Origin of the sequence: Acutalibacter caecimuris (genome assembly GCF_034335085.1) — a bacterium.
Taxonomy (GTDB): Bacteria; Bacillota; Clostridia; order Oscillospirales; family Acutalibacteraceae; genus Acutalibacter; species Acutalibacter caecimuris.
In genome coordinates this window covers 160329-180361 of the sequence record NZ_JAWXXJ010000001.1, presented here as the reverse complement: position 1 = coordinate 180361, position 20033 = coordinate 160329, and the positions used below count along the sequence as shown (strand labels likewise).

21 protein-coding genes are annotated in these 20033 nt (G+C 60.5%); 4 read left to right on the top strand and 17 right to left on the bottom strand.

Annotated elements, in window-relative coordinates; all coding sequences use genetic code 11:
- The first annotated feature begins 126 nt into the window (after positions 1-126).
- The 3 genes from U8U01_RS00930 to U8U01_RS00920 are packed head-to-tail and all read left to right on the top strand — an operon-like array spanning position 127 to position 1720.
- Positions 127-684 carry a hypothetical protein gene (locus tag U8U01_RS00930; protein WP_322169008.1) on the top strand — a complete coding sequence of 186 codons (558 nt, stop codon included), beginning with the start codon at positions 127-129 and terminating at the stop codon, positions 682-684.
- Positions 685-689: 5 nt separating this feature from the next.
- Positions 690-1181, top strand: coding sequence for an RNA polymerase sigma factor (locus tag U8U01_RS00925; RefSeq protein WP_322169005.1), 492 nt, complete (start codon positions 690-692; stop codon positions 1179-1181).
- The gene (locus U8U01_RS00920; RefSeq protein ID WP_322169002.1) at positions 1166-1720 is read left to right on the top strand and encodes an anti-sigma-I factor RsgI family protein; all 555 of its coding nucleotides are present in this window, start codon (positions 1166-1168) and stop codon (positions 1718-1720) included. The genes U8U01_RS00925 and U8U01_RS00920 overlap by 16 nt, the downstream gene beginning before the upstream one ends.
- Positions 1721-1789: 69 nt before the next feature.
- Here U8U01_RS00920 and U8U01_RS00915 read toward each other — a convergent pair whose 3' ends face one another.
- The 17 genes from U8U01_RS00915 to U8U01_RS00835 form a co-directional block, all read right to left on the bottom strand.
- Positions 1790-2098: a zinc-ribbon domain containing protein gene (locus U8U01_RS00915; RefSeq protein WP_322168999.1), complete on the bottom strand. Its 309-nt coding sequence runs from the start codon at positions 2096-2098 to the stop codon at positions 1790-1792.
- A gap of 50 nt (positions 2099-2148) precedes the next feature.
- Positions 2149-2718: a sigma-70 family RNA polymerase sigma factor gene (locus U8U01_RS00910; protein WP_322168997.1), complete on the bottom strand. Its 570-nt coding sequence runs from the start codon at positions 2716-2718 to the stop codon at positions 2149-2151.
- A 77-nt stretch (positions 2719-2795) separates the two neighbouring features.
- Positions 2796-3578: a hypothetical protein gene (locus U8U01_RS00905; RefSeq protein ID WP_322168994.1), complete on the bottom strand. Its 783-nt coding sequence runs from the start codon at positions 3576-3578 to the stop codon at positions 2796-2798.
- Positions 3547-4599: an ABC transporter ATP-binding protein gene (locus U8U01_RS00900; RefSeq protein ID WP_322168991.1), complete on the bottom strand. Its 1053-nt coding sequence runs from the start codon at positions 4597-4599 to the stop codon at positions 3547-3549. The genes U8U01_RS00905 and U8U01_RS00900 overlap by 32 nt, the downstream gene beginning before the upstream one ends.
- A gap of 470 nt (positions 4600-5069) precedes the next feature.
- Positions 5070-5657: an HD domain-containing protein gene (locus tag U8U01_RS00895; protein WP_322168988.1), complete on the bottom strand. Its 588-nt coding sequence runs from the start codon at positions 5655-5657 to the stop codon at positions 5070-5072.
- A 91-nt stretch (positions 5658-5748) separates the two neighbouring features.
- Positions 5749-6660 carry a YitT family protein gene (locus tag U8U01_RS00890; RefSeq protein WP_322168985.1) on the bottom strand — a complete coding sequence of 304 codons (912 nt, stop codon included), beginning with the start codon at positions 6658-6660 and terminating at the stop codon, positions 5749-5751.
- Between the two features lie 334 nt (positions 6661-6994).
- Positions 6995-7834, bottom strand: coding sequence for a sugar phosphate isomerase/epimerase family protein (locus tag U8U01_RS00885; protein ID WP_322168983.1), 840 nt, complete (start codon positions 7832-7834; stop codon positions 6995-6997).
- Between the two features lie 22 nt (positions 7835-7856).
- Positions 7857-8393 carry a DUF6144 family protein gene (locus tag U8U01_RS00880; protein ID WP_322168980.1) on the bottom strand — a complete coding sequence of 179 codons (537 nt, stop codon included), beginning with the start codon at positions 8391-8393 and terminating at the stop codon, positions 7857-7859.
- 7 nt (positions 8394-8400) lie between these two features.
- Entirely contained in the window at positions 8401-9459 is a 1059-nt protein-coding gene (locus tag U8U01_RS00875; RefSeq protein ID WP_322168977.1) for a Gfo/Idh/MocA family protein, read from the bottom strand.
- A 307-nt stretch (positions 9460-9766) separates the two neighbouring features.
- A complete protein-coding gene (locus U8U01_RS00870) occupies positions 9767-10240 on the bottom strand; it encodes a pyridoxamine 5'-phosphate oxidase family protein (protein WP_322168974.1) in 474 nt (157 codons plus the stop codon).
- 369 nt (positions 10241-10609) lie between these two features.
- Positions 10610-11593 carry a MerR family transcriptional regulator gene (locus U8U01_RS00865; RefSeq protein WP_322168971.1) on the bottom strand — a complete coding sequence of 328 codons (984 nt, stop codon included), beginning with the start codon at positions 11591-11593 and terminating at the stop codon, positions 10610-10612.
- A gap of 182 nt (positions 11594-11775) precedes the next feature.
- Positions 11776-12471, bottom strand: a complete 696-nt coding sequence (locus U8U01_RS00860) for a nucleotidyltransferase domain-containing protein (RefSeq protein WP_322168968.1) — start codon at positions 12469-12471, stop codon at positions 11776-11778.
- Positions 12472-12569: 98 nt separating this feature from the next.
- Positions 12570-13583: a type I glyceraldehyde-3-phosphate dehydrogenase gene (gene gap / locus U8U01_RS00855; RefSeq protein ID WP_322168965.1), complete on the bottom strand. Its 1014-nt coding sequence runs from the start codon at positions 13581-13583 to the stop codon at positions 12570-12572.
- A gap of 107 nt (positions 13584-13690) precedes the next feature.
- The gene (locus tag U8U01_RS00850; RefSeq protein ID WP_322168962.1) at positions 13691-14287 is read right to left on the bottom strand and encodes a GNAT family N-acetyltransferase; all 597 of its coding nucleotides are present in this window, start codon (positions 14285-14287) and stop codon (positions 13691-13693) included.
- Complete coding sequence (locus tag U8U01_RS00845; RefSeq protein ID WP_322168960.1) at positions 14277-14855, bottom strand: hypothetical protein; 579 nt, start codon at positions 14853-14855, stop codon at positions 14277-14279. The genes U8U01_RS00850 and U8U01_RS00845 overlap by 11 nt, the downstream gene beginning before the upstream one ends.
- Before the next feature lie 661 nt (positions 14856-15516).
- Positions 15517-16395, bottom strand: a complete 879-nt coding sequence (locus U8U01_RS00840; RefSeq protein ID WP_322168957.1) for a hypothetical protein — start codon at positions 16393-16395, stop codon at positions 15517-15519.
- Between the two features lie 84 nt (positions 16396-16479).
- A complete protein-coding gene (locus U8U01_RS00835) occupies positions 16480-17847 on the bottom strand; it encodes a citrate synthase (RefSeq protein ID WP_322168955.1) in 1368 nt (455 codons plus the stop codon).
- 214 nt (positions 17848-18061) lie between these two features.
- Between U8U01_RS00835 and U8U01_RS00830 the strand changes: the two genes are divergently transcribed.
- Complete coding sequence (locus U8U01_RS00830) at positions 18062-19069, top strand: SpoIID/LytB domain-containing protein (protein WP_322168953.1); 1008 nt, start codon at positions 18062-18064, stop codon at positions 19067-19069.
- The last annotated feature ends 964 nt before the right edge of the window (positions 19070-20033 follow it).

The following is a 20033-nucleotide window of genomic DNA, read 5'->3' as shown; positions in this document are numbered from 1 at the left end:
GGAGGGCCGGATTGGAAGGGCCGGAAAAGTTTTCAAAAAAATTTTTTGCCCATGAATGGTTTTGGGGTGGGGGTTCGTATTGTAAGTAAGACCGGGAACGGCCAACATTATTTGGAGGGATTTATCATGAAAAAGACATTGGCACTTTTGGCGGCCATGCTTTTGCTGGTACTGGCGCCCACCGGGGCCATGGCCTACCATCAAAACGGGCACCACAGCGTCAGCCGGGGCATTTGCACCGGGCTGCAAACCATCCACCAGGGTGGGGCCGGCCACCGCTATTCCCACTGCGCAGACAGCAGTTGCGCCGACTGCCGGGGCAGCGTGTTCTGCGGCACCTGCGGCCTGCGCCACTGCGAGGCCCACGGCAACTGCCAGGACGGCAACTATGCCTACCCGGACTGCCCCACCTGCGTGGGTAGCGCCGTATGCCCCACCTGCGGCTTGCAGCACTGCGGCTCCCACGGCAACTGCGGCAACGGGAATTGCGTGGACGGCACGTGCAACGGCTGCCTGAACAGCGCCGTCTGCCCCACCTGCGGCCTGCAACACTGCGGCGCCCACGGCAGTTGCGGGACCTGGAACGGCAACGGCAACGGTAATGGCAACGGCAACTGGGGCGGCAACTGGGGCGGCAACGGCGGCCATCATGGCGGAGGCCATCACGGCGGGCAGCACTGCTAAAAGCCATGCGCAGCGAGCAGGAGGCCAGCCGGGCCATCGAACAGTACGCCGACCTGGTGCGGCGGATCTGTTTGATCTACCTTAAAAACGAGGCTGACTCGGAGGACATATTTCAGACCGTATTTTTGAAGTATGTCCTTAGCTCTGTTGTGTTTCAAAACCCGGAGCATGAGCGGGCATGGATGATCCGGGTGACCATAAACGCCTGCAAAGACCTGATAAAGACCATATTCCGCAGCCGCACCGTGCCCCTGGAGGCGCTGGCAGAGCTGCCTGCCGCAACCGGCACCCAGGAGCGGGAGGTGCTGGAGGCGGTGCTCTCTTTGCCGGAGAAGTACCGCAACGTGGTATACCTGCACTATTATGAGGGCTACACCGCGCCGGAAATCGGGCGGATTTTACATAAGAACCCCAATACCGTCTATACGCTGCTGACCAGGGCCCGCAAGCTGCTGGCAGAACGGCTGGGAGGTGACAGCTTTTGGATAACCAACTGAAAGCCGCCCTGGACCGGGTGCAGGCCAGCGAGGCCCTGAAGGCCCGCACCCAGGCCTATGTGCTGGCCCGGGCGGCCGGCCGCCCCAAAGCCCGCCACCCGGTGCGCTGGGCCCTGGCTGCCGCCGCGCTGTTTCTGGTGCTGGCCGTAGAGGGCTGGCTGTATTTCACCCCGGTTTCCGCCATCGGCATACGGGTAAACCCGGAGCTGGACCTACAGGTCAACTGCTTTGGCATGGTGGTAGGGGCCAAGGGGAACAACCCGGAGGGCGAGATGCTGGCCGAAACCGTTGACCTGCGCTTTATGGGCTACACCCAGGCCGTGGAAAAGCTGCTGGCCAGCGACCAGGTACAGGGCTATGTGCAGCAGGGCCGGGAAGTATTTATCGAGGTACTGTGCGACGACGAGCGCAAAAGCTGCGAAATGCTGGCCAATCTGGAAACCTGCGCCAAAAACCACCAGAATGTAAGCTGCCATGCCGGCCGGGCCCAGGGCCACGGCGACGGGCACCGGCACAGGCATCATGGCGGGCAGGGGTAAAGGGCTGGCAGGCAAAAAAATAAAAGGCAAGGCCCCCGGCGGGATGGGGGCCTTGCCTTTTGCTATGGTTCAGGGCCTGCGGCCCCGGTGGCTCCGGTTGGCCCGGCGCTCTGCCTGCATCTGGCTGTAGCAGTCGCGGCAGTAGATCAGCCGGGTTTCCTCCGGGCAAAAGGGCACCTGGGCCTCCCGGCCGCAGGCAGCGCATATGCCTTTGTACAGGGTCTGCCTGGTCCGGCGGGCCTGCTGGGCGCGGCGGCACTCTTTGCAGCGCCTGGGCTGGCTGGCCAGGCCCTTTTCGGCGTAAAAAGCCTGCTCTGCAGCGGTAAACAGGAACGCCCGGCCACAGGAACGGCAGGTAAGGGTCTTATCTTCCGGCATAGGGTTCGCCTCCTTGCAAATGAAAATGGCAGGGCAGGCTACAGCCAGGCTTACAGCCTGCGCAGTTTCAGCCGCACCCGGTGCAGCGCGTTGTGGAACCGGCGGATGGGGATACCCGCCTGCCCCTCGATCTCCTCCCGGCCGCAGCCTTGCAGGTACAGCCGCAGGGCCTGTAGTTCCAGGGGGGTCAGGGCGGCCTCGATCCGCCGCCACATCCGGTCGTAACTTTCCCGCAGTTCGTAAAGGCCCTCCGGGCCCTCGATCGATTGGGGCAGATCCCCGGCAGAGTCCAGCGGGAGGGACTCGTTGAGGGGGCGGTTGCCCAAGCTGCGGTGGCGGCGGGCGGCGCTGGCCATGCGGTTGAACACGCACACCCCCGCGTAGGTGGCAAAAGACGCGCCAGCGGTGGCGTCAAAGGTAAGGGCGGCGGTGTACAGGCCCAAAAACCCCTCCTGGGCCAGGTCCTCCCACTCCGGCATACCCGGCCCGGTAAAACGGCCGGCTTTGGCCCGCACCAGTTGCAGGTACCGGGCGCTCAGCTCCACAAAAGCCTCCGGGGCGCCGGCCTGTATTTTCTCTGTCAGGGCCTGGTCGCTACAGGCCCTGTAGTCCTCTGCCATGGCCACACCCCCTTTTTCTTAATCATAGACGTTTCCGGGGGGCTTGTCCAGGGCCCGGCTAGGGCTGCCGGCGCCCCTCACCCCGGCTCATCCTCGGCCAAAAGCTTTTCCGGGGTAAAGCTTCGGGCAGCCCGGTTGAACAGCAGCACATCCGCTACCCCCAGCACCAGCGCCGTAACCAGCAGCACCAGCCAGTTCAACCGCAAAATACCCGTAAACTGCGCCAGATACAGCGCCGCCACCGGCAGGATCAGGTACCCCATGGTCTGCAACGACTCCCCCGTGCTGTGCACCCGGTTGACGATCAGCGCCACAAACACCACCGACGACAGGGACAACACCGGCATCACCAGCACCAGCAAAACCAGCCACTCAAAGCTGAAGAACCAGGGCACCCCCGCAAACACCGCGGCAATCACCGCCGTAATCCCAAACGCCACAAAGGCCACTCCGGAGATCAGCACCGAAAGGATGGTACAGTTGGTCACTTTCGCGTTGAACACCGCCTTCACGTCCATGGAAGTCAGCAGCAACGTTTCCAGGGTGCCGCTCTCCCGCTCGTTTACAAAGGCATAGCTGGCCGAGGCCGCCGCCGTCAAGATCGGCACACAGGTAAACAGCAGCGGGCATAACAGGTCGATAAAGGCCACCAGCCAGCCCTGCCGGTAGTCCAGCCGCCCGGCCCAGTCCGGCAGCAGGGCCGCCAGCGCCTGGGGCAGCCTGGCCCCTGGCTCTACCGGCAGCAGGGAAATCGCCGCAAAGTATACCGCGGGTATAATCACCACCAGCGCAATGGGCAGCACGATCAGCAGCGCCCGCTGGCTGTTTTTAGCCCAAATGGTCGCCAGGTCCTTCTTCACCAGCAGCAGTTCCGCCGAGGAAAACAGCTTGGTTCTCCCCTCCTTCTGGGCTGCCGGCCGGGGGCTCCGCTCCCGCTGGGCCGGTCCGTGTTTCGCCCGTTGTTCCATGAAATGCCTCCCTTCTCCGTCCGCCGGCCAGGTAGGCCGCGTATATCTCTTCCAGGCTGGGGCGTATCACCCTGGCCTCATACAGGCTGCCCCCTGCCGCCACCGCCTGGGCGATCAGCCGGGGCATCTCCTCCTCCGCCTGTATCTCCCGCTGCCAAAGGCCCTCTTGCTGGTAAAAGCCCGTAGGGCCCGGCTGGCCCTCTGCCAGCCGCAGGGCAGCCCGCAGGCGCACGCCGCCCCCTACCCGCAGGGCCTCCATGCTGCCCCGCGCCATCAGCGCACCCCTGTCCAGCAGGGCAAAGCTGTTGCACACGCCGGGGGCGTAGTTCATGTTTTTGGTGCAAAACAGCAGGCTCACCCCCTCCTCCTGGATCACATACCGCAGCAGCCCCCGCACCATCTCGGCGGTTTCCAGGTCCATCCCGGCCCCCTGCTCGTCAAGCAGCAGTACCTTGGGGCGATGGATCAGCGCCCTGGCCAGCCCGGCCCGTTTCAGTACCCCGGTGGGTAACTGGCCGGGGTGCTTGTCCCGCTCGTCCCATATGTTCAGCCGGTGCAGCAAAAAGGATGCCCGCTCTATGCCCTGGTCTTTGGGCACATAATGGGCCCCCGCAAAAAAACGCATATTGTCCCAAAGGCTCATGCTGCCGTACAGCTTTGCGCTGTACAGCACCGCCCCCATCATCCCGTGCAGCCTGGCCGATTCATGCGCCGGCGATAGCCCCAGCACACTGCACCCCCCGGAACTGGGCCGCCCCAGCCCCGCCATCAGCCGGGCAAGGGTGGTCTTTCCCGCGCCCTCCGGCCCCACACAGGCCATCGAGCCCCCCTCCGGTACCTGCAAGTTTACCCCCCGTAGCGCCGTGTTCTCTCCATATGCTTTCGTTAAGTCAAACGCTGCAAACGCGTCCATGCTCCCACCCACTTTCCTTTTTCGCTCCACTGGGCCCCGCCCAAACCCGCTGGGCTCTGCCCAGGCCCACTGGGCTCTGCCCAGACCCGCTGGGCTCCGCCCAGACCCGCCAGGGCTTTGCCCTGGACCCACCGCCCTTTAAAAAGGGCGGCCCTAAACTTTATGATGCCCCACTGCTTTCCTCTTCCCAAAGCCTTCAGCCAACTTATAAGAACTTCCCCGAAAAACTTTTTTCTTTTTTCATCCTTACCCCATGCTATACGCCTGTCAAAAAAAAGAAAAAGAAAAAAGTAAAACAGTGAAAACTCCTCCAAAGCCTACCTCCGCGTCCAAAAGCCAAACGGCATTTGCCCTCTCCCCCGCGCGCGCAAAAGTTTTGGAAGATTTTTAAGAAACTTTTTTCAAAAAGTTTCTTAAACGGGGCGTGGGGCAGCGCCCCACAAAAACCGTGCCGGGGAGGCAGAAAGCGCCTAGCGGTTGCCGCCGGAGGTGCCGTGTTCCCGCAGGTAGGTAGCTTCCAGGTCAGCCAAGTGGAGTTTCACGGCCAGGGGGTAGCGGTCGTAGGCCTGGCTGATGGCAAAGCTGCCTCCCTTCACGGCCTCGTCAAAGCCGCCCATATGCCAGCGGATGGCCACGGCCTCGTCGGTTTTCAGGCGAATAAAGCGCTCGATAAGAAAGACAGACTTTTCCCCGTGCCCATAGGGGAAAGCGTCCTCGGTGGTGTAAAAGGGCACTTTTTCCCACTGGCCGGTCTGGTCGTTTTTCACGTTGCGGGTACTCACCTTGTAAAACTGGGCCTTGCAAAGGTCGTGCAGCAGCCCGCAAATGGCAAAGCTCTCCTCGCTGTCGCCCTCCTCAAAGTATTTCTCCCGCAGCACCTTATATACGTTGATGCTGTGCATCACCAGCCCATACTCGCAGGCACAGTGATACTTGGTGCTGGCCGGCGCGGTAAAAAAGTCCTTGCTGCCCAGCCATTCCAGCAGCTTTTCGCTGCCGCTGCGGGTCACATGGGTCTGAAAAATCTGGCAAAATTCCTCCTTATACGGGTTAGCCATCGTTATCCGCTCCTTTCAAAAATTATAAAATCCTACCCTGTAAGCATACCCGGTAAACCGGCTCCCCCAAAGGCGCCCCGGCAAGCCCCCGCTATACGGTGCGGAACCCCTTGCCGATAATCTCGCTGGTATTGGTGATAAACATAAAGCACTGGGGGTCTACCTGCTTGCATTTTTGCCGCAGCCGCAGCGCCTCGCCCCGGCGGCAGGCTATCAGCACCACCTTGCAGCCCACGTGGGAGTAGGCCCCCACCGCGTCCACCACCGTAGAGCTGCGGTTCATATCGTGGATGATATAGTCGCAGATCTCCTGGGGCTTTGAGGTGACAATCGAGAAGAACTTGCACAGGTTGATGTTCTCGATCACCGAGTCCACCACAAAGGCTTTTAAAAACAGGCCCAGCAGGGAGAAAAGCCCGGTTTTCATCCCGAATATCCAGCAGGCGGACAGGGCGATAAGCCCGTCGCTGGCAAACAGCGCCTTGCCGATGTCCTCAAGGCCCGTGTATTTTTTCAGTATCATGGCCACTATGTCCGTCCCCCCGGTAGAGGCATTGCTGTTAAACAGCAGCGCCGACCCCACCGCGGGCAGCATAACGGCAAAGCACAGCTCCAAAAGGGGCTGGTCGGTAAACGGGGTTTCCATCGGGCACAGCTTTTCCAGCAGCCAGGTTTCCGCCGAAAAGGCCACGCTGCAATAGGCCGTCCAAAAGCCAAAATCCTTGCTTAAAAACATAAAGCCTACCGCCAGCAGCACCATGTTGATGACCCACATCATCGTGGCCGGCGACAGCCACGCCACCGGCACCAGCCGCCCCAATATAATGGATAGGCCGCTGACCCCGCCTGTTGTAAAGTTGTTGGGGAACTTAAAAAAGTACACCCCCAGCGACGACAGCAGTACCCCCAGGTTGATGGTCAAAAACTTTTGCAGGCTTGCCCGGCTGAACCCCTTGCGCAGCAAGTTCCCCAGCCGGGACCGGTTGAGAGTTTCCTCGTCCATTTTCATTCCTCCTAAACCATACTTTGCCAACACATGGCTATATGAATTTTAACACTGTTTGCGCCATTTTACAAGCCTTTGCGCAAAAAAACGGGAATACTGTAAGCTTTCCCCTGGCCGTAAGCCCAGGGGGCACAGTATTCCCGTTTTGGGTAGGCGTGGGGCTATGGCCGCCTCCGGCGGCGTAAAAAACTTTCTTCAGAAAGTTTCTTACGGTTCTTCCAAGACTTTTTATACGCCCCGGCGCTGGTGCTTTGCATGGACGGCCTGTCTGATTTTCGGGCGGGCGCTTGTCCGCTTTTTTCCTTTTGCGGATGCCCCGGCGCGTGCCGCCTTATTTTATCAGGTTCTCCAAGAACTTCACCGCCGTGGCAATATCCCCGGCCGGGTCGTCGCCCACTTCCCGCTCAATGGTCAAAAAGCCCTTGTAGCCAATCTCGTCCAGGGCCTTCAGGTAGTTGGGGAAGTCCACATCCCCTTCGCCCAAAGGCAGCTCGATAAAGGAGCTGCTGCCCAGCATCTCTTCCTCCGCCAGCCCGTATACGATCTCCGGCGCCACGTACCGCAGCCGCCGGCCGTCCTTGGCATGGGTGTGGAAGATATAGTCCTTCAGCGTATACACCGCCTGCACCGGGTCGTCCCCGGTCACCATCACAAAGTTGGCCGGGTCCAGGTTCACCGCCACCCCGGTAGAGTGCAGCCCGTCCAAAAAGCCCTTCAAAGTCACAGCCGTTTCCGGGCCTGTTTCAATGGCGAAATGGGCCTGCATCTGGTCCGCGTAAGCCGCCAGCTCCCCGCAGGCGTCCTGCATCACGGCGTACCGGGGCTGGGCCTTGTCCTCCGGCACCACGCCGATGTGGGTGGTCACAATATCCGTTTCCAGGTCCTTGGCCAGATCCACAATGCGCTTGCTCCGCTCAATCCGGCCGGGGTTGATCTCCGGGTTGTCAAAGGCCCCAATGTCCCCGCACAGGGCGGAAACGATCAGCCCCCGGTCCTTCACTTCCTTCAGCAGTTCCCGCCGCTTTTCGGGGGTCAGGGCCTCCGGGGTCAGGTCGCCGTCCGTCACACGGATCTGCACACCGGCCATGCCCAGTTCTTTGGCCTTGTCCAGGGCCTTTAGTACGTCCATCTGGAAAGACTCCAGCAACACGCCTATGGGGTAATGATACATAATGATCCTCCTTTGTAAGATATCACATATAGACTTTAACAACACACCGCTGGCCGCCGGACTTGATCGTTTCCAGAAGTTCCACCCTGGGCTCCCGGCCCAGCACCTGGCCAAACAGGCCGCGCACATGGCCCAGGGTGCACAGGCACCAAGTCCGGGAAATATGCTCCTCCACCCGCTTTATGCAAGAGCAGTAGCACACCGGGTAAATCACCAGCAGCCCGCCCTCTGTGGCCTCCAGGCTTACGTACTTCTCCTTTTCGTTAAAGAGCCGGGCAAACGCTGCCAGATCCGCCGCCTGGGCAAGGTACCCCCGCATACGCGCCGCCAAAGCCGCCCCTGCCTCACAGTGGCAGCGGGCCCGGATGTCCCCGATGTCCTCCGGGGAAAAGCGCCCCTCCAGGAACCCGCACTGGGACTTGGCCCAGGCAAACTTCTTTTCCATCGTGGCGGACTTGGAGAGGGGGTGCTTTTCCGCAAACTCTACGGCCGCGTCCCGGTCCAGCAGCGCCAGGCTCTCATAGAACCGGCGGGCATGGGCGTTATCATTTTTTGCCATACCCTGCTTACCCTAAGGTAATCTCCCGGTGCTGTTCGGCAGAGTCGTAAATCGCCTGCATCATCTCCGCGGTGATGATCACCGTGTCGATGTGGGAGGCCAGTTTCTTCCCGGTCTTAACGCAGTCCACAAACGCGTCGATCTCGTTCTGGAAGTGGTCGCGCATCTTAAAGTGGGGGGTATACTCCACCAGCGCGCCGTTCTCCGCGGTGTAGTAGGTGAAGTCGCTGCCGTAGCGCAGGCGGATGCCGCCCTTGTCCCCCATAAAGTCAATATAGGTTTCGCTCTCGCCGATGTTCTGGGCCCAGGCGCCGTTCAGGGTGATGACCGGCCCCTCGGTGCGGATCATGCCGGTAACAGAGTCGTCCACGTCGTACACGCCGTTCTCCTTATCGCTGCTGGCCTCGGCCCACATATCCACATAGGTGTAGTTCTTCATATCCTTGCCCAGCTTGCAGAAGGTTTCGCCGGAAACGGTCTTTACCTTGGGGTCGCCGCAGCAGTACATCACAATATCCAGGTAATGCACACCCCAGTCGATGAGGGCGCCGCCGCCGGCAATGGCCTTGGTGGTAAAGGCCCCGCCCAGCCCGGGTATAGAGCGGTGGGCCCTAAAGCTGGCGTACACATGGTGGATGTCCCCCAGCTTGCCCGCGTCAATATACTGCTTAATGCGGTTGACGCTGTCGTTAAACCGGTTCACCACGCCAATGTTCAGCACCTTGCCGGTTTCATGCTGGGCCTTCTGCATCTCCAGGGCCTCGGCATAGGTGCGGGCGGCGGGCTTTTCGCACAGCACGTTTTTCCCGGCCCGCAGGGCGTCAATGGCAATCTGGGCGTGCACATTGTTGGGGGTGCACACAGACACCGCCTCAATCTCCGGGTCGTTCAGCGCCACATGGTAATCCTCAATCGCCGTACCGCAGCCATACTTTTCCACCGCCGCAGCCGCCCGCTCAGGGATAATATCGCAGAAATACTTGATCTCCGCCTCCGCATTATTCATATAAGAGGGGATATGGGCCGCGTTGGCAATGGTGCCGCAACCAATAACAGCTACTTTCATAATAAAGGCACACTCCTTTGGGGCAAACGCCCGTGTTTTACCGAAATTATACCCCATCCGCCGCAAAAAATCAAATGGTTTGCGGAACTTTTTCCCGTAAACCGCCCCAAAAACCCGGCAAAACGGAATAAGCTAAATTTGCAGTAAATAATGCCCACCCCCCCAAAGCGCCGGATAAGGAGAACCCGCCCCTTCAGGAAAAAGCGTCCGCCCCCACAAAAGTCTTTGAAGATCCTTCGACTTCATCTTCGATGAAACCGGAAACTTTCTACAGAAAGTTTCTTAAGCCGCCGGAGGCCCCTCGTTTTCAGCCCACAGCCCGCCGCTTGCCGCTGACCGTATCCAGCCGCACCCGCAGCACAGCCACATGGGCGGCCTGTTCCGGGGTAAAGGTAAACGCCTTCCCCGCCAAGTGCCGCAAGATGGCCGCCAGCCCCGCCGCTTTCTCCTGGTAGCTGTCCAGTATCTCCGCCCTGCCAAAGCCGATCACGCTCTCATAGGCAAAGCTGTGGGCGCAGGCAACGTCCCCGGTAAGCAGCCGGTGGCCGCCGTCAAACTCCAGGCAGACCGCCGGGTTTTCCCGCAGGATATCCAGTTTCCTGCCTGTTTTCGCGCTGTGCAGGTATACCACCACCTGTCCGTCCTCCTGCTCCACGCCAAAGTTCATGGGTACCACATAGGGGGTCCCCCTGTCACACAGCCCCAGCCTGCACACCTGGCACCGCCGTATGATCCCCATCACCTCGCCCCTGTCCGTAACTTCCCTGTCTTTGCGCCTCATGCCGGTTCCTCCTTCTATACCATAATCGTACAACCCTATTCTATCCTCCCCCTCCCCCTTTGTCAACCAATCCCCCCCGCCCCACAAAAGTTCCTGGAAATCCTTAAACCACCAGAGGCCCTCCCAAAAAAGAAAAAAGAAGAAAAAAGCCCCCCACCCCAAACCGCCAGTTAAGAAGAACCCGCCCAAGCAAAAAAAGATGTCCGCCCCCACAAAAGTCTTTGAAAATCCTTCGACTTCATCTTCGATGAAGTCGGAAACTTTCTACAGAAAGTTTCTTAAGCCGCCGGAGGCCCTAGCCGCCGGCCCCGCCCACACCCGCGCAAACAGCGGCAGGCCCCTCCCCGCCGGGAAGTGCCTGCCCAAAGGCTATCTTTTTTTCACCGGGATCAGCAGATCCAGTTGGGTGCACGCGGGCTCCCCCTCTGCCGTCTGCCGGATATGGTCATAATAGTTCAAGTGCTCCTCCAGGCACCCATACATATCCTCCGGCGTGCCGGAGCCGTTGATCTCATACTCCTTGCTCTCGTAAGCCCACCGGAGCAGCCAGTCCCACTCGTGGAAGTTCCCCATCTGGATGCAGTGGGCCGCGTAGGTCCCACCAGGGAAGCGCTTTTTCTCCAGGGGGGCGGGCACCTCCATGTCCTCCGGTATGGCCAGCCAGAATTCATACCCATACTCGCCCCCCTCCGGCGGCGGGCTGGGGTGATTAAAGCCGTACAGGCGCATACTGCCGCCCTTCTCCCACAACTTATGTTCCCTGGCAAAGTCCGCAATCATCTGCCCGGCATGGTCCTCCGGGTTGGGCCCCACATAGTGGGCCGTTGCCACGGCCGTGGCGGGCAGGTGCACAATGCGCACATCCTTCAGCTTGGCCTCGTTCTGTTCCGCGCGGTTCAATTCTTCCATCCTGTTTGCACGCTCCTCTATGGTTTGATGGGAAGGCCCCAGCGCCCCAACCAGTTCCAGTATCTCCCCGTCCTCCAGCAAGATGCGCCCCGCGGGCAGCCAGTAGCGGCTTTTCAGCGCTGTCAGCAGTTCCTGTAAAACGCCCCGTATGGTTTCCAGCGCCTCCAGTTCCCCGCCCAGTTCCGCCACCTTCCCCTGGAATACCCGGATCGCCGTCTGCGCACTGGCGTCGTCCATAATCTGCTGGATGCTCCGCAAGGGCAGCCGCAGCTTGCGCAGCAGGGTGATCTGCCGCAGCCGCCTGACAGCCTCCCCGTCATACACCCGGTAGGCATAGCCCTCCCGGCGCCGGCTCTCCAGCAGCCCCAGCTTTTCGTAGTGCCGCAGCATCCGGGTGGACACCCCAAAGGTCTGGGAGATCTCCGTCACGGTCATTTCTTCCATCACGCCGTCCTCCTTCCGGTAAACACGCCGCCGGCCCTGTCGCCCGCGCCGTGCCCACTACCGCTATCATACACTGCGACATCGTGTCCAAGTCAAGGGGCCGCCAAAAAAAATTTTCTCAAACAATCCCAAACACGCTCAAACGCTCCCCAACACGCCCAAACCGGCCCAACCGGCCTACACTACAGGGCCAGCTTTTGCAGCCCCTGGGGCTCCACGGCCTGCAACTGCTCCTGGCACCAGCCGATCATCCCCCTGTACAGCCCCTCTACATCCTGGGGGCCCAGGGCCGCCACCCATGCGGGGTCTGCCGCCCGCAAAAAGCCCTGCTCCCGGCTGCTCAATAGGGGCAGCATGGCGGCTTTCCGGTTTACCAGCGGCTGATGTCTGCACAACAGCCAACTGCGCAGGCAGAAGAACGCCGCCTTCCCCAGCCCTGGCAGGGCCTCTTTGGGGTCGCTGCCGTACAGCCAGGCATGGCAGGCCCCGTGGTACAGCGCCGAGGCCCCTACCTGCAAGGCGTCCCAGGCGTCCCGCCGGGTCAGGGGCGGCAGCAGTTCCCGCAAATCCCCCCGCACCGGTATGGTGTCCACCAGCAGGCTCACCCCGTCAAACCTGGGCCACTTTTTCAGTTCCCCGGCCCCGCAGATAAACCCGCAGGCCAGTTCCCCGCTGGGCATTCCCCGCACCAGTTCCCGGTAGCAGGAGAGCTCCTCCATCCCCACCGTGTCCAGCACCGTTACCATGTCGATGTCGCTTTCCGCCGTGGCCTCCCCCCGGCCGTAGCTGCCCTGATACCCCACAAAGCGCAGCCTGGGCCCAAAGGCCCCCTCCAGCTTTTGGGCGAAATCCTCCGCCCAGGCAGTAATCTCTATCACAAAGCCTCACCTCCTAAAAATCATCCCTGGCGGTATGCCCCGCCCATAGCAAAAGCCCCCGCTGGGCTTGTCCGCGGGGGCTTCCGTTTTATTCTCCCTTAGATGGAAGCAAAGTACTTAATGGTGCGCACCATCTGGCTGGTGTAGCTGTTCTCGTTGTCATACCAGGAAACTACCTGTACCTGGTACAGCCCGTTACCAATCTCGGTCACCATGGTCTGGGTGGCGTCGAACAGGGAGCCATAGGTGATGCCGATGATGTCGCTGGACACCAGGGGCTCCTCGGTGTAGCCGAAGGAGTCGGAGGCAGCAGCCTTCATGGCGGCGTTGATGCCGTCCACGCTCACGTTCTCACCCTTCACAACCGCCACCAAAATGGTGGTGGAGCCGGTGGGTACGGGCACCCGCTGGGCAGAGCCGATCAGCTTGCCGTTCAGTTCGGGGATAACCAGGCCGATGGCCTTGGCAGCGCCAGTGCTGTTGGGCACAATGTTCACGGCGGCGGCGCGGGCACGGCGCAGGTCGCCCTTGCGGTGGGGGCCGTCCAGTACCATCTGGTCGCCGGTAAAGGCGTGCACGGTGGTCATAATGCCACTCTGGATGGGCGCGTACTTATTCAGGGTGTCCGCCATGGGGGCCAGGCAGTTGGTGGTGCAGCTTGCCGCGCTGATGATGGTGTCCTCAGCGGTCAAAGTGCCCTCGTTCACGCTGAACACGATGGTTTTCAGGTCGCTGCCGGCAGGGGCGGAGATAACGACCTTCTTGGCGCCCGCGTCAATGTGGGCCTGGCTCTTGGCCTTGGAGCAGTAGAACCCGGTGCACTCCAGCACCACGTCCACGCCGATTTCGCCCCAGGGCAGGTCCTTGGCGTCCTTCTCGGCATAAATCTTGATGGTCTTGCCGTCCACGGTAATGGAGTCCTCGCCGGCCTCCACCTTGTCGCACAGGGCATAGCGGCCCTGGGCGGAGTCATACTTCAGCAGATGGGCCAGCATCTTGGGGCTGGTCAGGTCGTTGATGGCGACCACCTCGTAGCCCTCCGCGCCGAACATCTGGCGGAACGCCAGGCGGCCGATGCGGCCGAAACCATTGATTGCAACTTTTACAGACATTGGAATGACCTCCTGTAATTTGATGGATGCGGAACTACCCTTATTTTAATACATTTTTTCCAAAAAAACAAGTCCTTACCAGCAAATCGCGCGAAAAAATGGCGGCCCTATTCCGGCCGGTTTGCCAAAGCGCCCCTTTGGCGGAAATACGCCTCCCTGGTGAGGGCGTAATCTACCCGGTGGAATACGCCCCCGTTACACACCCCGGCACAGGGTGTTACGCCCAGGGGGTGCAGGCCGCACTTTTCCATCACCCGGCCCGAGGCGGGGTTCCTGTCCGCGTGCCAGCAGTGTATCCGGGCAAAGCCCACATCCTCAAAAAAGAACCGCAGCACCACCCCCACTGCCTCGGTCATATAGCCCCGGCCCCAGAAGGCCCGGCCCAGTTCATAGGCCAGCTCCACGTCCCTGGCTCCGCTGTCCGGATGCATCCCGAACACTCTGCCGATGGCCGGCCCCTCCGGCTTTTGGGCCAGGGCCCAACTGTACCGGTCCAGCCGGCTGTAGGCGGCAAACCATTTTTCGGTGAATAGCCCGCCCTTCTCACGGACATCGGCCAGGCTCTCCATTTTGGGATAGTTGGTCCAGCGCCACACCGCCTCATCGCTGAGGCAGTGGCGGTAAAAGGGCTCCAGGTCCTCTGGGGTGAACCGCCGCAGGACCAGACGCCCGGTCTCCAGCCGTACCGTGCCCTTATGCCCCATGGCCGGCCTCCTGCGCCCGCTCCCAGGCGTCGGCAAAGTACCGGCGGAAGAACCCCTCCTCCGGCCGGCCCCGGTAAAAGCCGTTTTGGGCAATGGCCTGGGCGATCATCCCGGTCAGTTCCGCCTGCTTTTCCGGGGTCCGCTCCGTAAAGCGCCATATCCGCGCCCGGCCCTCTTGGGCCTGCTCCTCCAGGGCCGCGTACACGTCCGGGATAAAGTCCGCCCCTGCCACAGGGGTGTCCGCCGGGGCGCTGAACAGGCCCTCCCGCCCCGGCACAGGCAGCATCTCCGGGGTACGCTCCACCCGGTACAGCCAGCCCGCGGCCCCCTGGTAAAAGGCCGCCAACTGGCCCGCAAACTGCTCCTCGTACTGGGCAATCCCCCCGTCCAGCCAGGCCGTCACGTGCTTGCAGGGGTAGCCCGTGCGCCCCACGTCCCAAATGTAGAACAGGGCATAGGCCGGGCTGTCCGTCAGGTACAACACCGGCTCCCCGGTGCCGTGCAGCCGCGAGCCCGCCCGCAGCCGCCGGATCCCCTCCACCGGCGACCCATGGTATAACCACGCCATCCGCAATCCCTCCCAGGAAATTTTTGAAGTACGCGCGTATGTCTGCGAATTTTCGCCTTGCATCTGAGAAAATCCACGCCAAAATCCACATACGCAGCTTATGTGACCACGCCCGCCGCCCCCTTGGCCCAACGGCCCCCCGGCAGCCGGCCCAGCCTCCATCCGGCCATGTAAACCCTAACCGTATCACCCCCCGGCAAAGCACCAGCCACTCACGCAAAACAAGACCCTATCCTTTCACCCCCACACCACCGGCCAATGCCCGTAATAAAACTATAATACGATCAAAATAATTTTAACACCCCGCCACGCAACGCCTCCGCCACATCCCCCACCCCAGCAGAGCCGCACACCAGCCAGTCATGCAAAACATGATCCTATCCTTCCACACCCATACCACCGGCCAACGCCCGCAATAAAACTATAATACGATCAAAATAGTCTTAACTCTCCACCGCGCAATGCCTCCGCCACATCCCCCACCCCGGCAGAGCCGCACACCAGCCAGTCATGCAAAACATGATCGTATAATCTCAATCAACACCGTGCTCCTATCCCCCACCTATCCCGTCCATACCTGCCCAATACCTACCGGATATCCCCCCCATACCCCGGCATAAACCCGTTAAGAAACGGTCGTTTCCCAACGAAAAACGCCCGGCTACCCCGCAGCGTCCTCGCCGCAACCCTGCAAGTACCCCACGATGACCGCCAGCATAAACAAGGCCACTGCCAGGCCGCACAACTGCAATTCCACCGGCATTTCCCCGGCATAGGCCCGGCCCGTCAGCCGCAGCACCAGGTCTGCCGCCTGATAGGGCGCCCCCAGCAGCACGGCCACGCCCCCGGTAATGGCCATCCAGAGCCCGGCCCCTGGGGCGTCCACCCCGGCCAGTAGCCGGCATAGGTATAATAGCCCTAAAAACAGCGCTGCCGCGCCGCCCATTGTGTGCAAATTCTCCACAACCGCCGAGGATTTGGCGTAAAACACATACGTCAGCACCATATAAGCCGCCCCCCACAAAGCCGCCGGCAGGTACAGCAGCGGCCACCGCACCAGCAGCATCCGCCCGGAAAACAGCCCCCCCGCCAGCACCAACTGGGCCACGCCGAATAGCAGGCACATGGCAAAAAAGGCAATATGCACCCATTGTCCCGCCGATTCATACCGGGAAAGCCCGGTTTTGGCGTACCCGGCGTAATCTGCCGCCAGTACGGCCCCCGCCCACAGCAGCACCCCCCCTGAGGCGGCAGCCAGCGCCCCGGCGACCGGCCGCCGGCCGGCCGCCCAGCCGCCCAGCCTGCCTTTATGCTTTACGCACAGCCAAACCGCCAGCCCCCCCGCCGCCAGAGGCAGCAGCAAGCCCAGCCAGGCGGCCACGCCGCCGTCCGTGTAAAAGCCTGTATCAAGGTCAAAAAAGCCCAGCCGCAGCACGGCTTGCAGCACCGTACCTAAAACAGCCCCCGCACATAGCAGCACCCCTGCGCTGCCCAACCGCATTGCCTTGGAAAAATCCATATCAGCGTCCCTCGTTTCCATATTTTGTGCAAATATTATATCATATTTTCCCCGGTTTTCCAATAGCAATTTATATGCCGGCCATCGTCCGGGCAGGCCAGCCTTTTACCGCTGGGCCAGGGGCACATAGCCCTGGCGCACCGGCAGGGCCCGGTAAGCCGGGCGCATAATCCGCCCGCCGGTGGTCAGTTCCTCAATACGGTGGGCGCACCACCCGGCAATGCGGGACACCGCGAACATGGGGGTAAACAAATCCTCCGGTATGCCCAGCATTTCATATATCAGCCCAGAGTAGAAGTCCACATTGGCGCTGATAACCTTCTCGTTGCCCGTTACCCGCAAAAAAGCCTGGGGCGAAAGCTTTTCTACCAATTCGTACAGGGCCAGCTTTTTGCCGTAGCCCCTCTCCTCAGCCAGCGTTTTGGCCTGGCTTTTCAGCATCACCGCCCGTGGGTCCGAGAGGGTGTAGATGGCGTGCCCCATGCCGTAGATCAGCCCGCTGCCGTCAGCAGCCTCCCCCCGCAAGATCTTCTCCAGATAGCGCCCTACCTCCTCCTCGTCGGCCCAATCGGCCACATGGGCCATGATGTCGTCCATCATCTGCCGCACCCGGTGGTTGGCCCCACCGTGGCGCACGCCCTTTAAAGAGCCCACCGCCGCGCTGATGGCCGAGTAGATATCCGTGCCCGCCGAGGTGAGCACCCGGGTGGTAAAGGTGGAGTTGTTGCCGCCCCCATGCTCCGCGTGGAGCATCATGCACAGATCCAGCAGTTGGGCCTCCGCCCGTGTAAACTGCCGGTCCGGGCGTAGGGCGTTCAAAATGGCCTCCGCGGTGCAGTGGCCGGGCTCAAAGGGGTGGAAAAACATACTCACCTTGTCAAAATGCCGGCGCTTGACCTGGTAGGAATAGGCCATAATGGCGGGCATACGGGCAATGAGGGAGATACCCTGGCGCATATTATTCTCCAAACTGGGGTCCTCCGGGTCGTCGTCATAGGAATAGAGCGCCAGCACCGACCGGGCCAGCTTGTTCATCACGTCCCGGGAGGGGGCCTTGAGGATCATATCCTCCGGGAAGTATTCCGGCAGTTCCCGGTTGTCATACAGCAGGCCGCAGATACGGTCATACTGCCGCTGGTTGGGCAGCTTGCCGAAAATCAGCAGCCACACCACCTCTTCAAAGCCAAACCGCCCCTCGGCCCGGCAGCCGGCAGCGATCTCTTCGATATTGATGCCCCGGTAGGTCAAACGGCCTTCATCGGGCACCTTATCCCCGTCGTCAATCAGGTAGCCGTGCACGTTACACACATGGGTCAGCCCGGCCATTACGCCGGTGCCGTCGGCATTGCGCAGGCCGCGTTTCACGTCATGGCGCTCAAACTGCTCCCGGGTGATGGCATTGTTCCTGCGGTACTCGGCGCACAGTTCCTGGATGGTGGTGCTTTGGGGGCTTTCATTGTTCAGCCGCTGCATAAGCAGGCCCTCCTTCTCTCATAGCGTTACTGCCCATTGTACCCTGTTCCCGTGGACAAGTCAAGCTTTTTGCATAATACATCTCTCTATCATGCAAAATTTATCGATTTATCCAAATATCTCCAGATGTTTCCTTTGTATTTTGAAGGAAACAGGCTATACCTTGTCAAAATCACACGAATACCCTTTACCCCAAAACAAAGGAGTCCTTCCCATGAAAAGCCACAAAGCCCTTTTGCTCACATTCCTATTCCTGTACCTTGTCATCACCCTGATGCCGGCTGCTGTTTGGGTTTGCCAAAACCCGGCTACCGGGGAAAGCCCCAGCCCTGCCCCAAGCCCTACAGCCGCGCCCTCACCCAGCCCGGCGCCTACCACGGCTACGCCCCAAACCTTCACCCTACAGGACAGGGCCACCGGCGAAACCCTCACCGTTTCCGAGCGGGAATTCCTGATGGGAACCCTGGCCTGCGAGATGGATTTGCAAAGCCCAGCCGAGTCCCTGAAGGCCCAAACCGTGGCCGCGTACACCTATTATGCCTATCAACGTATGTACAATGTACCTATTGAATGCGACACCAGCAACTGGCTTGTGTATGTGCCGGAAACGGCCATGCGGGCCCGCTGGGGGGAGAACTACGACGCCCATGCCACCGTTTTGGCCGGTGTTGTTGACGCGGTGCTGGGCCAGACCCTGACCTACCAGGGGGAGTTGGCGCTTACCAGCTACTTCGCCATTTCGCCGGGGAGTACGGAGGCTGCCGCCCATGTGTGGGCCCCCGACGCCGGGGAGGAACACCCCTACTTGCAGGCGGTGGCCAGCCCGGGCGACGCTTTCAGTGACGGGTACCTCTCTACGGCGGACTTTAGCCTGGAAGAGTTCCGGGAGGCGGCCTTGGAGATAGCAGGAGAGGGGCTTGATGGGCCCGTAGAGGACTGGCTGACCGATGTGACGTATACCCCCTCGCACATGGTGAAGAGCGCCTTATTGGGCGGCACAACGGTCACTGGCACCCAACTGCGGGCAGCTTTCGGGCTGCGCAGCGCCAGTTTTACGGTGGCACTAGACGAGGAAGGTTTCCATTTTACGGTGCGAGGCTGGGGCCATGGCGTGGGCATGAGCCAGGCCGGGGCCGTGTTTTTGGCCAAAAGAGGGGCCAATTATCAGGAGATACTGGCCCACTATTACCCAGGTACCCAACTGGTCCTACCGGGTTCTTAAGGGGATATGGGGCAGGTCTTAGGGGGATAGTAAGGGGGTATTTTGGGGGATATTGGCAGCCTTCCGGGTAAAAACCCGGCTTTTGGGGCAGATTGTTTTATGTGGGCACCAAGGTAGCTGACTAAAGTTTTCGAGGTGGGGCGGGAGCTTGCGGAGGCTTTGGAATAGAGCTACTGAATAGGGTTTATGAAAAGCAGGGGAACTCTGGTTTTGGGCAAGCGGTACCTATGGGGGCGTTTTGCTTGAAGGGGTTCCATCTGCCGGGTAAAAAACTGGCTTTTGGGGGGCTGGCTGTTTTATGCAGGCGCTAGGGTAGCTAACTAAAGTTACGGGATCGGAGTGGAGGATCGCCGAAACTTTGGAATAGAGCTACTGGATTGGGTTTATGAAAAGCAGGGGAACTCTGGTTTTGGGCAAGCGGTACCTATGGGGGCGTTTTGCTTGAAGGGGTCCCATCTGCCGGGTAAAAAACTGGCTTTTGGGGGGCTGGCTGTTTTATGCAGGCGCTAGAGTCTGTTTTAAAGCCGGAGAAATGCCGGATTTTTGTCCAAAAACGAGGGCTTTCAAGGAAAAAACCGCAAGAAAGGCTTGCCGCCTTTCGAGGATTGTTGACACAGAAAGCACCGTTTTTGGGCAAAATAGACGGCGTTTTGGAGTTTTAAAACAGACTCTAGGGTAGCTGGCTAAAAGTAGCAAGGCTAGAGTGGGGGCTTGCTGAGGCTTTGCGGGTGTGTAGGCGTTGGCCATCCCCGCACCCGTCCGGGCAAGAGAAAAGGCCCCGCACAGCCTACGCTGTACGGGGCCTTTTCCTAAGCTTTCTACTCTGCCGCGCCGGGGTTTAGGCTGGCAAAACAGGCCGCTGTAGGCCATCACGGGCGCGGGAAAGGGCCCCTGCCCAAGTTTTCTACTCTGCCGCGCCGGGGTTTAGGCTGGCGAAACAGGCCGCTGTTGGCCATCACGGGCG